At 73.1% G+C, this 11,854-nt stretch carries 11 protein-coding genes; 5 read left to right on the top strand and 6 right to left on the bottom strand.

Translation table 11 applies throughout. The features are described from left to right. Nucleotides 1-64: 64 nt before the first annotated feature. Together IE124_RS21480 and IE124_RS21475 are read right to left on the bottom strand one after the other, a co-directional pair. Nucleotides 65-955, bottom strand: coding sequence for an alpha/beta fold hydrolase (locus IE124_RS21480; protein WP_189509506.1), 891 nt, complete (start codon nucleotides 953-955; stop codon nucleotides 65-67). A 136-nt stretch (nucleotides 956-1,091) separates the two neighbouring features. Next, nucleotides 1,092-3,872, bottom strand: a complete 2,781-nt coding sequence (locus IE124_RS21475) for a DEAD/DEAH box helicase (RefSeq protein ID WP_189509505.1) — start codon at nucleotides 3,870-3,872, stop codon at nucleotides 1,092-1,094. A 486-nt stretch (nucleotides 3,873-4,358) separates the two neighbouring features. Between IE124_RS21475 and IE124_RS21470 the strand changes: the two genes are divergently transcribed. After that, nucleotides 4,359-5,081, top strand: a complete 723-nt coding sequence (locus IE124_RS21470) for a ferritin-like fold-containing protein (protein ID WP_189509504.1) — start codon at nucleotides 4,359-4,361, stop codon at nucleotides 5,079-5,081. Between the two features lie 49 nt (nucleotides 5,082-5,130). Here IE124_RS21470 and IE124_RS21465 read toward each other — a convergent pair whose 3' ends face one another. The 4 genes from IE124_RS21465 to IE124_RS21450 form a co-directional block, all read right to left on the bottom strand. Continuing rightward, a complete protein-coding gene (locus IE124_RS21465) occupies nucleotides 5,131-5,400 on the bottom strand; it encodes a hypothetical protein (protein ID WP_055641460.1) in 270 nt (89 codons plus the stop codon). A gap of 177 nt (nucleotides 5,401-5,577) precedes the next feature. Next, the gene (locus tag IE124_RS21460) at nucleotides 5,578-5,805 is read right to left on the bottom strand and encodes a DUF3107 domain-containing protein (RefSeq protein ID WP_055641459.1); all 228 of its coding nucleotides are present in this window, start codon (nucleotides 5,803-5,805) and stop codon (nucleotides 5,578-5,580) included. Between the two features lie 162 nt (nucleotides 5,806-5,967). Beyond that, nucleotides 5,968-6,627 (bottom strand): TetR/AcrR family transcriptional regulator, encoded by a 660-nt coding sequence (locus IE124_RS21455; RefSeq protein WP_189509503.1) that lies wholly within the window; start codon nucleotides 6,625-6,627, stop codon nucleotides 5,968-5,970. A gap of 146 nt (nucleotides 6,628-6,773) precedes the next feature. Beyond that, on the bottom strand, nucleotides 6,774-6,989 hold the full coding sequence (locus IE124_RS21450) for an Rv3202a family protein (protein ID WP_189509502.1): 216 nt from the start codon (nucleotides 6,987-6,989) through the stop codon (nucleotides 6,774-6,776). Nucleotides 6,990-7,131: 142 nt separating this feature from the next. Between IE124_RS21450 and IE124_RS21445 the strand changes: the two genes are divergently transcribed. The 4 genes from IE124_RS21445 (at nucleotide 7,132) to IE124_RS21435 (ending at nucleotide 11,852) form a co-directional block, all read left to right on the top strand. Further along, complete coding sequence (locus IE124_RS21445; protein ID WP_189509501.1) at nucleotides 7,132-8,097, top strand: alpha/beta fold hydrolase; 966 nt, start codon at nucleotides 7,132-7,134, stop codon at nucleotides 8,095-8,097. A gap of 8 nt (nucleotides 8,098-8,105) precedes the next feature. Beyond that, on the top strand, nucleotides 8,106-9,635 hold the full coding sequence (locus IE124_RS21440) for a DUF3152 domain-containing protein (protein WP_189509500.1): 1,530 nt from the start codon (nucleotides 8,106-8,108) through the stop codon (nucleotides 9,633-9,635). A 147-nt stretch (nucleotides 9,636-9,782) separates the two neighbouring features. Further along, a complete protein-coding gene (locus tag IE124_RS35640; RefSeq protein ID WP_317598890.1) occupies nucleotides 9,783-9,878 on the top strand; it encodes an Ms4533A family Cys-rich leader peptide in 96 nt (31 codons plus the stop codon). A 240-nt stretch (nucleotides 9,879-10,118) separates the two neighbouring features. After that, nucleotides 10,119-11,852: an ABC transporter substrate-binding protein gene (locus IE124_RS21435; protein ID WP_189509499.1), complete on the top strand. Its 1,734-nt coding sequence runs from the start codon at nucleotides 10,119-10,121 to the stop codon at nucleotides 11,850-11,852. Nucleotides 11,853-11,854: the final 2 nt, after the last annotated feature.

Raw genomic sequence — 11,854 nt, 5'->3', positions numbered from 1 at the left:
ACACCGGAGGTCTTCGCCATGTTCAAGACCTGCCGAGTGTCAACAACGCTCGTGATCAATACAGCTAGGGCGCTACGGCGCCGGCCTCCGTGCGGGCCGCGACCCGCTCCCAGAAGCCGGTGAGCCGGGCCGTCAGCTCGCGCGGGTGCGACACGTTCGGGGAGTGGCCCGCGCCCTCGACCACCGTGTGGTGCGCGCCGACGCGGGCCGCCGCCGCGGCCAGCTCCGCCGGGGGCCAGACCATCTCGTCCGCCCCGTACGCGAAGTGCAGCGGCATCCGCAGCCCGAGCAGCTCCGGCGTGCCGTCCGGGTCCTTCAGGAGCAGCCGGCCGGCGCCCGCGAGCTGGGCGATCCGGGTCCGCATCCAGCGCCGCCGCAGGAAGCCCACGATCTCCGGCGCGTCGACCGCGCCCGGTTCCTCGCCCCGGCTGTCCAGCCAGCGCGTGGCCTGCCAGACCCGCTCCTTCGGCAGCAGCGCCAGCGAGCCCCGCAGGACCCGGACCCGGATCCGCTGCGGTCGCGCGACCCGGCCGGGGCCCGAGGAGAGCAGGGTGAGCGAGCGGAACGCCCGGGGGGCGAGCGTGGCCGCGGCGCGGGCGACGAGGCCGCCGAACGAGTGGCCGAGCAGATGGACGGGCCCGTCCCCGAGTGCGGCGGCCTGTGCGACCACGTCGAGCGCGAGCGCCCTGCGCCGGTAGGCGGCCCGGCCGCGCGGGCCCGGGGTCTCGTGCTGGCCGCGTCCGTCCACCGCGACCGCCCGGTACCCGGCCTCGCTCAGCGGCCCGAGCAGCGCCAGGAAGTCCTCCTTGCTGCCGGTGTACCCGGGCAGCAGCAGCACCGTCCCGCGCCGCTCGCCCTCGGGAGTCGCGTCGAGGACGGCGAAGTCGCCCCGAGCGGTCACCAGCCGGCGGGCACGGGTGCGGGGAGGCAGTGCGAGGGAACGGGGCTTGCTCATATCTGGACTGTAACGGCGGGAGCGGGGACGCACGCGGGCGCCGGGGCCCGGCGGCCGTGCGGGCGGTTCGACGCGAACGGCCGCGCGGCCCGGCCCCTGGGGAGGGACCGGGCCGCACGGCCGTGACGGGGCGGGATCAGCTCTCGGGCTGAGCCGCCGCCGCCTTCTTCGTGGTGCGGCGACGCGGAGCCTTCGGGGCCTCCTCGGCGGCCGGGGCGTCGACGGCCTGGGCCTCGGCGGCAGCGGCCTTCTTCGTCGTACGGCGACGCGTCGGCTTCTTCGGCTCCGAGGCGTCGGGCGCCTCGGCGGCGACGGCCTTCTTCGTGGCGCGTCGACGGGGAGCCTTCGGGGCCTCCTCGGCGACCGGCTCGGCCACGGGGGCCTCGACGACCTCGGCGACGACCTCGGCGGCCGCGGCCTTCTTGGTCGTACGGCGGGCACGCGGGGCCTTGACGGCCTTGGGGGCCTCCTCGGCGACCGGCTCGGCGGCCGGTTCGGCCACGGGGGCCGCGACCGCCTCGGCGACGATCTCGGCCACCGGGGCCTCGGCCGTGACCGGGGAACCGGCGGGCCTGCGAGCGGCACGGCGGGCACGCGGGGCCTTGGGGGCCTCCTCGACCACCGGGGCCGCGACGGACTCGACGACGATCTCGGCCACCGGGGCCTCGGCCGTCACCGGGGAACCCGCGGGCCTGCGGGCCGTGCGGCGGGCGCGGGGAGCCTTGGGGGCCTCCTCGGCGACCGGTGCGGCGACCGGCTCGGCGACCGGGGCCTCGGCCACCGGCGCCTCGACGGTCACCGGGGCGTTGGTGGCCTTGCGGACCACGCGGCGACGGCGCGGGGCGGGAACCTCGGCCGTGACCTCGGCGACGGCGACGACCGGAGCGGTGACGACCTCGGCGACGGCGACGACCGGCTCGGCCACCGGAGCGGCGACGGCCTCGACGACCGGCTCCGCGACGGCCTTCTTGACCGTACGGCGGCGCGGCGCCTTCTTCGGCTCGGCCGGGGTCTCGACGGGGGCCTCGACGACCGGGGCGGCGGGCGCCTCGACGATCTGGGCCTTCCGCAGGGCGGCCGCGGCGGTCTCGACCGTCTGGAAGGAGACGGTGTCCTCGACCGGCCGCACACGCGGACGGCGACGACGCGGGGCCGGGGGAGCCTCCTGGACCGCGGGGGCCGGGGAGACGGGCGCGGCCGTCACGGCCTCCGGGCGGGCGGCGCGGGCCCGGCGACGGGGAGCCCTCGGCTCCTCGGCGACGGGGGCCGGAGCGGCCTTGGCGACCGGAGCGGCCTCCACGACCGGAGCGGCCTTGGCGACCGGAGCGGCCTCCACGACCGGAGCGGCCTGGGCCACCGGAGCGGTCTGGGCCACCGGAGCGGCCTCCACGACCGGAGCCGCCTGGGCCACCGGAGCGGTCTGGGCGACCTGCGCGATGCCGGGGCCGCCCGGACGGGTACGGCGACGGCGGCGCGGCGTGCGCGGACCGGACTCGGCCGGGGCGTCCTCGGTCACCGAGGCGACCGAGGCGACCGCGGCGACCGCGGCGGCCGCGGCGGCCGGAGCGGCGGACACGGTGGTGGCCGGAGCCGTCGACGCCGGGGCGTCATCGAGGTCGCTGCCGCCACGGGTGCGCCGGCGCTGACGCGGGGTCCGCGTACGAGCCGGGCGCTCCTCCGTCTTCTCGGGACGGTCGGCCTTCGGGCCGCGGCCACGGCGTCCGCCGGGCTCGCCCAGGTCCTCCAGCTCCTCCGCGCCCAGACCCGCGCGGGTCCGCTCGGTGCGGGGCAGGATGCCCTTGGTGCCCGCCGGGATGTCCAGCTCCTCGTAGAGGTGCGCGGACGAGGAGTACGTCTCGACCGGGTCGTGGAAGTCCAGCTCCAGCGCCTTGTTGATGAGCTGCCAGCGCGGGATGTCGTCCCAGTCGACCAGCGTCACGGCCGTGCCCTTCGCACCGGCGCGGCCGGTGCGGCCGACGCGGTGGAGGAAGGTCTTCTCGTCCTCGGGCGACTGGTAGTTGATGACGTGGGTGACGCCCTCGACGTCGATGCCGCGGGCGGCGACGTCGGTGCAGACGAGGACGTCCACCTTGCCGTTGCGGAAGGCGCGCAGCGCCTGCTCGCGGGCGCCCTGGCCGAGGTCGCCGTGGACCGCGCCGGACGCGAAGCCGCGGCGCTCCAGCTGCTCGGCGATGTCGGCCGCCGTGCGCTTCGTACGGCAGAAGATCATCGCGAGCCCGCGGCCGTTGGCCTGCAGGATGCGGGAGACCATCTCCGGCTTGTCCATGTTGTGCGCGCGGTAGACGTGCTGCTTGATGTTGGCGACGGTCGCGCCCTCACCGTCGGGCGAGGTGGCGCGGATGTGCGTCGGCTGCGACATGTAGCGGCGGGCGAGGCCGATGACCGCGCCCGGCATGGTCGCCGAGAACAGCATGGTCTGACGCTTCGCCGGAAGCATGTTCATGATCTTCTCGACGTCGGGCAGGAAGCCCAGGTCGAGCATCTCGTCGGCCTCGTCCAGGACGAGGACCTTGACGTGCGAGAGGTCGAGCTTGCGCTGGCCGGCCAGGTCGAGCAGACGGCCGGGGGTGCCGACGACGACGTCGACGCCCTTCTTGAGCGCCTCGACCTGCGGCTCGTAGGCACGGCCGCCGTAGATGGCGAGCACGCGGACGTTGCGCACCTTGCCGGCGGTGAGGAGGTCGTTGGTGACCTGCTGGCACAGCTCGCGGGTGGGGACGACGATGAGCGCCTGCGGGGCGTCGGTCAGCTGCTCGGGCTTGGCCCGGCCGGCCTCGACGTCCGCGGGAACGGTCACGCGCTCCAGGATGGGGAGGCCGAAACCGAGGGTCTTGCCCGTGCCGGTCTTGGCCTGGCCGATGACGTCGGTGCCGGTGAGGGCGACCGGGAGGGTCATCTCCTGGATGGGGAAGGGGTTGACGATACCGACGGCCTCAAGGGCCTCGGCCGTCTCGCTAAGGATTCCGAGCTCTCGGAAAGTCGTAGTCAGGGTGCTGCCTCTTCTGTGGACGCGGTACGAGGCGAACGCTGGGGGTCGTACCGTGCCGGAACACTGGCTGCCGGATCGGGAGATCACAGCCGGCCAGGTGGCACGGGACCACTGCCGTCGCTCGAGCGTCGTACCGCTGAGGTGACCCTTCCGCGGGTCCGCCGGAAGGGCTGTCGGGCCGGAGCCGATCGGGCCACCGACCGGGCATCCTCATTCATGAGTCGGCCCACCGTGTACGTCCGAACGTGCGAAAACATGTCCGCATACTCAGCAGGCGCTTTATCACTGTACCCCGGAATCGCGCATGTGTGTTGGGAGAAAACGTGATGAGGGCACGGTCACACTGACTGACCAGGGCCTTCCCGGCGGCGGGAGCGGGCTATTGTGCGCTCCATGGAGACGCCTGACAACGCCACACCGACCGGGATCGCCGCCGAGGACTGGGCCACGGCATCCGCCGAGCCCCAGTACCGCGCCGCCGTGATCGACCTCCTCGGCGCACTGGCCTACGGAGAGCTGGCGGCCTTCGAGCGGCTCGCCGAGGACGCCAAGCTGGCGCCGACCCTCGCAGACAAGGCGGAGCTGGCGAAGATGGCCGCCGCCGAGTTCCACCACTTCGAGCAGCTGCGGGACCGGCTCGCGGCCGTGGACGCCGAGCCGACCACCGCGATGGAGCCCTTCGCCAAGGCACTCGACGACTTCCACCGCCAGACCGCACCGTCGGACTGGCTGGAGGGCCTCGTCAAGGCCTACGTCGGCGACTCGATCGCCAGCGACTTCTACCGGGAGGTCGCGGCCCGGCTCGACTCCGACACCCGCGGGCTCGTCCTGTCGGTGCTCGACGACACCGGCCACGGCAACTTCGCCGTGGAGAAGGTCCGTGCGGCGATCGACGCCGACCCCCGCGTCGGCGGCCGGCTCGCGCTCTGGGCGCGCCGCCTGATGGGCGAGGCGCTCTCGCAGGCCCAGCGCGTGGTCGCCGAGCGCGACGCGCTGTCGACGATGCTGGTCGGCGGTGTCGCGGACGGCTTCGACCTCGCCGAGGTCGGCCGGATGTTCTCCCGGATCACCGAGGCCCACACCAAGCGCATGGCCGCGCTCGGGCTGGCCGCCTGAAGCCCGGCGGCTCCGGAGCTTCCTCTCGTACGTCGACGAGCGGCGCTGTTCACGCCGCCGCTGATCGTCGCAGCCGGCGCGAGGCCGGGCGGATCAGCAGGGAGAGCAGCACCGCCGCGACCGCCACCGCACCGATGAGGGTGGCGAGGAAGTGGCCGGGGCCCAGCGCCCCGTGCGTGACGAGCGCGCCGAAGACGCCGCCCAGCGCGCCGGTCATGAGGACGGTCCCCCGGGAGGGGAGGCGGTCGGCCAGCCGGTGCACGGCGGCCCAGGCCAGGGCGAAGCCGAGCAGAGCGGAACCGAGGGCTTCCAGGAACACGGCGGATCACCTCGCGGGTGCTGCGGGGCGGCTGTTGCGGTCGTAGCCCTTCCTACCCCCGGCGCTCTGACGGCAATCCTCCCCGTACCCCCTGACGTGGCCGTTCGGCCGGAGGCGGGCACACGAAAGGCCCGGTGGACCGTGACGGTCCGCCGGGCCTTCCCGTAGATCCGGGACTCAGAGGGCGCCGAAGCCCACCCGACGCACGGCGGGCTCGCCGAGCTCCACGTACGCGATCTTCTCGGACGGGATGAGGACCTTGCGGCCCTTCTCGTCCGAGAGGCTGAGCAGCTGCGCCTTGCCGGCCAGAGCGTCGGCCACCGCGCGCTCCACCTCCTCGGCGGACTGCCCGCTCTCCAGAACGATCTCCCGGGGTGCGTGCTGCACGCCGATCTTGACCTCCACGGCTATGTCCCTCCGAACGGTCAGCGTTGCGCGACTTCCGCGCCGTACGCTGCACACATTAGCCCGGTGAGGGGACGCGTACGGCTCAGCGGCGGCACGCCAGGAGCGAACAGCCCGCGGGAATGCCCCGGGGCCGGGCGGGGGAGGGGCCGGTCGCGCGGCTCAGTGGCCCTCGGCGCTCAGCTGTCCGTCGACCGGGTGCAGCGGGAAGCCGGCGATGCCGCGCCAGGCGAGCGAGGTCAGCAGGCCCACGGCCTTGTCGCGGGGGATCTTGGACTCGCTGGACAGCCAGTAGCGGGCGACGACCTGGGAGACGCCGCCGAGCCCCACGGCGAGCAGCATCGACTCGTCCTTGGAGAGCCCGGTGTCCTCGGCGATGACGTCGGAGATCGCCTCGGCGCACTGCAGGCTGACCCGGTCCACGCGCTCGCGCACGGCGGGCTCGTTGGTCAGATCGGACTCGAAGACCAGCCGGAAGGCGCCGCCCTCGTCCTCGACGTACGCGAAGTAGGCGTCCATCGTGGCCGCGACGCGGAGCTTGTTGTCCGTGGTGGAGGCCAGGGCCGTGCGCACCGCCAGGAGGAGGGCCTCGCAGTGCTGGTCGAGCAGGGCCAGGTAGAGCTCCAGCTTTCCGGGGAAGTGCTGGTAGAGCACCGGCTTGCTGACACCCGCGCGCTCGGCGATGTCGTCCATCGCCGCGGAGTGGTACCCCTGGGCGACGAAGACCTCCTGGGCCGCGCCGAGCAGCTGGTTCCGTCGGGCACGTCGCGGCAGGCGCGTGCCCCGAGGGCGTGCTGCCTCTGTCTGCTCGATGGCGCTCACGCGGCCTCCCAAGAATCGATCCATGCGCGCTGTCGCGCCGCGTCGCCATCGTACTTTTGGGTAACCCGGCTGTGCGCGGTGCGAACGCAGAATTTCATGGACCGGACGCCCCGGTCGACAGTCGATTCAAGATTAAACCGAACAAATCAGCGGTAGTCGTCCTCGTCGAGCGTGACGACGCGCGCCTGGTCGGACGCGTCGGCCTCGTTCGCCGACTCGTGCTCGATATGGGTGGGGCGCTCGTCCTCGCGCTGCTGCAGTTCGGTGTGCTGCTCCGCGGCGTCGGCCTCGGGGATTTCCTGGTCGAGCACGACGTCCTCTTCCTCGGCGAATGTGTCCGGCTCGGTCGGATCGACAGTCATGCGGTTCCTTCCGGCGCGCGGGGTCCGCGGTCCTCTCCGATGGCCCTCACTTCGAGCGTAGGAGCACACGCGCCCCGCCGCACACGCACTTGTGACGGCACCCACACACGCCCTCGCGTGATCGTCTCGTAATATTGCGGCCATGTCCTCGACCGAGCTGCCGGAAACCCGGACCGCCGCCGCACCGCAGGCACCGCGGATCCGCCCCGTACGGGTCGCCGACGGCGAGGAGCTCCGCTCCGTCGCCCTGCCCGGACTCACCCTCACCGTGCGCGCCCGCCCCGGCGCCCGCGCCGGTCTGCCGCCCGCGCTGTACGTCCACGGCCTCGGCGGCTCCTCGCAGAACTGGTCGGCGCTCATGCCGCTGCTCGCGGACCAGGTCGACGGCGAGGCCGTCGACCTGCCCGGCTTCGGCGACTCCCCGCCGCCCGACGACGGCAACTACTCGGTCACCGGACACGCCCGGGCCGTCATCCGGCTCCTGGACGCCGGCGGCCGCGGACCGGTCCACCTCTTCGGCAACTCGCTGGGCGGCGCCGTCGCCACCCGCGTGGCCGCCGTCCGGCCCGACCTGGTCCGCACCCTCACACTCATCTCCCCGGCCCTGCCCGAGCTGCGCGCCCAGCGCACCGCCTGGCCCACCGTGATGCTCGCGGTGCCCGGCGTCGCCTCGCTCTTCGCCAGGCTCTCCCGGGACTGGACGCCCGAGCAGCGGGTCCGCGGGGTCCTCTCGCTCTGTTACGGGGACCCCGGCCGGGTCACCGACGAGGGCCTCCTGCACGCCGTCGAGGAGATGGAGCGGCGCCTTGAGCTCCCGTACTTCTGGGACGCCATGGCCCGCTCCTCGCGCGGCATCGTCGACGCCTACACGCTCGGCGGGCAGCACGGACTGTGGCGGCAGGCCGAGCGCGTGCTCGCGCCGACGCTGCTCGTCTACGGCGGGCGCGACCAGCTCGTCTCGTACAGGATGGCCCGGAAGGCGGCCGCCGCCTTCCGTGGCTCGCGCCTGCTGACCCTGCCGGAGGCGGGGCACGTGGCAATGATGGAGTACCCCGAGACGGTCGCCCAGGCCGCGCGGGAACTGATCGCCGAAGACGGCGGGAGCTGATCCGGGGCGTGGGACGACATAGTCGCAAGGGCCCCGCGCCCTCGGTGCCCGGCGCCGAGCAGCGCGCGGCGGCCGGACGGACGACGGGTGCGGCGCCGCAGGGCGCGGCCGGACAGCCCCGGACCGCGGGGACCGGGCAGCCCCGGACCGCGGGCACCGGGCAGGCCGGGGGAGCACCCGGGCAGGCTGGAGGGACGGGGCGCCGCCGCAGGGCACCGGGCGACGGCCAGGACGCCACCGGCACGCCGGCGCACGGCACGCCTCAGTACGGGACACCCCCGTACGGAACGCCGGCGCACGGGACCCCGCAGTACGGAGCAACTCCTTACGGACCCCAGTCGTACGCCGGCCAGGGGTACGGCGGCCGGACCTCCAGCGGTCAGGGGTACGGCGGCGGGGTCTTCGACACCCCGGCGCACGGGACCCCGGGCACGCCCGCATACGGCATCCCCGCGTACGGCACCACTCCCGTGCGGGGCGGCCATCCGCAGCACGACGAGGGCGCCGGCCCGCGGCCCGAGGGCTACGGGCACCGGCGCGGCTCGCACCGGGCCGCCGCGCCCGAGCAGGACGCGCCCCCGGCCGAACAGGCCGACCCCCAGGGCCCGTTCATCCCAGGACCCCGGCGCGAGAGTGCGACCGGAGCGGACGACGGCACGGAGAACGGCGACGGGACCCCGGCCGACGGGACCGCCGGCCGGACCTTCAAGGGACGCACCCTGACCGGTATCGCGGCCGCCGCCGTCACCACGGTCCTCGCCGTCGTCGTCGCCGGACAGGTCGCCGACCGGGCGGACGCGCCGGGCGTGGCCCATGCCGCCGAGGGGCCGGCCGAGCGCGCCGTGGGCGACGACACCGCCTCCCGGTCCGACGACCGGATCACCCCGTCACGTCCGTCGACCGCCGCGCCCTCCGTGTCCGCGTCGGCCCCGGCGCCGACGTACGAGCAGCTCATGACGCGTCAGTTCCCGATCGACCCGAAGCTGAAGGGCTCCGGGGAGTTCGCGGCCGTGCCGGGCTTCCAGAAGGCGCCGGGCAAGGGGCGCCTCGTCCGCTACCGGATCGACATCGAGAAGGGAATCGGGCTCGACCCGGAGCTTTTCGCGTCGGCCGTGCACAAGACGCTCAACGACGAACGCAGCTGGGCCGGTCAGGGCGCGATGACCTTCGAGCGGATCTCCTCCGGGGAGCCCCAGTTCGTCATCACGCTCGCGAGCCCCGGCACCACCGGGGACTGGTGCCGGAAGTCCGGACTCGACACGACCGTCGACAACGTGTCCTGCGATTCCGCCAGCACCGAGCGCGTGATGATCAACGCGTTCCGCTGGGCGCAGGGCTCGGAGACCTTCGGGCCCAAGGCCATGTACGCGTATCGCCAGATGCTCATCAACCACGAGGTCGGGCACCGGCTCGGCCACGGACACGTGAGCTGCGCGACTCCCGGTGCGCTCGCGCCCGTGATGCAGCAGCAGACGAAGTCGCTGAAGGTCGATGGAATCGTCTGTCGCCCCAACCCCTGGGTGTATCCCGGAAGTTGATGTTCCGTCTGTTCTGCCGGGCTTCGCGCGCCGGGCGGCGGGCCGAGTGCCCGTCCGCCCGCGCGATGATCACATGGTGAGACGCGCGTCTCGCAAAATCCGCAATGCGCGTTGACATCGCTCGGGCGTTCGTTCATATTTCTCGGCATGTCGCACCGTCACGTCGCCTTCGATCGCGCCGCCATTGAGCTGGCGCTCATCGGCGTGACCCGGCACGCCGTCGCCGACATTCTCTGTAGCTGACGCTCCCTCCTGGGCCCAGAGGCCCGGGTGGTACCCCCTCCCGAGCGCACGTCGGCCCTTTTCCGTATTTCCGTCACCGCCGATGCCTTTCCGCGCCCGGGTGTTCTCCTCCCGCAGGCGCGGCTTTCCCCTGTGCTGTTCCGGTTCCGGTGCTCGTCATTTCTCCCGGAATCAGCCGCTCGCCGCTGCCCGCGTGGAATTCCCTTTTCCCGCCCGCAGTTCTCCGAGAGGTCTTCTCCGATGCGTCAATCGTCCGTCATTTCGCGCCGCGTGGCAGCGGCTGCCGTCAGTCTCGTCCTGGCCACGGGCGCCGCCGCCTGCGCGGGACCCGAGGACACCGGCGCCAAGGGAGGCGCCGCCGGCAAGGCGGCCGCGGGCACCCCGCAGAAGGGCGGCACGCTCACCGTCCTCAACAGCGAGGCCCAGTCCGACTTCGACCCCGCCCGCCTCTACACCTCCGGCGGCGGCAACGTCCCCTCCCTCGTCTTCCGTACGCTCACCACCCGCAACCGCGAGGCGGGCGCGGCCGGCAGCAAGGTCGTCCCCGACCTCGCCACCGACCTCGGCCGGCCCAACAGGGACGCCACGGAGTGGACGTACACCCTCAAGGAGGGCCTCAAGTTCGAGGACGGCACGCCCATCACCAGCGCCGACGTCAAGTACGGCATCGAGCGCTCCTTCGCCGCCGAGCTCTCCGGCGGCGCCCCCTACCTGCGCGACTGGCTCGTCGGCGGCGACACGTACGAAGGCCCCTACAAGGACAAGAAGGGTCTCGCGTCCGTCGTCACGCCCGACGACCGGACCATCGTCTTCAAGCTGAGGAAGCCCGAGGGCGAGTTCCCCTTCGTCGCCACGCAGACCCAGTTCGCGCCCGTCCCCAAGGCCAAGGACACCGGCGCGAAGTACGAGGAGCACCCCGTCTCCTCCGGCCCGTACAAGGTCGTCGAGAACGAGAACGACGGCGAGCGGCTCGTCCTGGAGCGCAACGAGCACTGGGACCCGAAGACCGACGAGGAGCGCAAGGCCTACCCGGACCGCGTCGACGTCCGGTCCGGCCTCGACGAGGCCGTCATCAACCAGCGCCTCGCCACCTCCTCCGGGGCCGACGCCGCCGCCGTCACCACGGACACCAACCTCGGCCCGGCCGAACTCGCCCAGATCGGCTCCGACAAGGCGCTCGCCGCCCGCGTCGGCACCGGCCACTTCGGTTTCACCAACTACCTCGCCTTCAACCCCAAGGTGAAGCCCTTCGACAACCCGAAGGTGCGCCAGGCCATCGCGTACGCGGTCAACCGCACCAGCGTCGTCAACGCCGCCGGGGGCTCCGCGCTCGCCGAGCCCGCCACCACCTTCCTGCCCGAGCAGAAGTCCTTCGGCTTCACGCCGTACGACCACTTCCCGGCCGGCAAGACCGGTGACCCGGCCAAGGCCAGGCAACTCCTCAAGGAGGCCGGACACCCGAACGGGCTCACCGTCACCCTCCTGCACTCCACCGCCCAGAACCGCGCCACCAGCCCCGAGATCGCCACCGCCGTCCAGGAGGCCCTCGGCAAGGCCGGCATCACGGTCAAGCTCGACGGCCAGGAGCCCAACTCCTTCAACGAGAAGCGCTGGAGCGTCAAGGACGCGCCCGGTCTCTTCCTCTCCCGCTGGGGCGCCGACTGGCCGGCCGGCGGCCCGTTCCTCGCGCCGATCTTCGACGGCCGCCAGATCGTCACCAACGGCTCCAACTACAACCACGCGCAGCTGAACGACCCGGCGGTCAACAAGGAGATCGACGAGATCAACAAGCTGACCGACCTCAAGGCCGCCGCCGTCCGCTGGGGCGCCCTCGACAAGAAGATCGGCGAGCAGGCGCTCGACGTACCGCTCTTCCACCCGGTCTACAAGCGGCTCGTCGGCAAGGACATCAAGAACGTCGTCATCAGCGACTGGACCGGCGTCCTCGACATCTCGCAGGTCTCGGTCAAGTGACC

The organism is Streptomyces narbonensis (genome assembly GCF_014649015.1).
Taxonomy (GTDB): domain Bacteria; phylum Actinomycetota; class Actinomycetes; order Streptomycetales; family Streptomycetaceae; genus Streptomyces; species Streptomyces narbonensis.
This window is presented reverse-complemented; position numbering and strand designations above follow the sequence as displayed.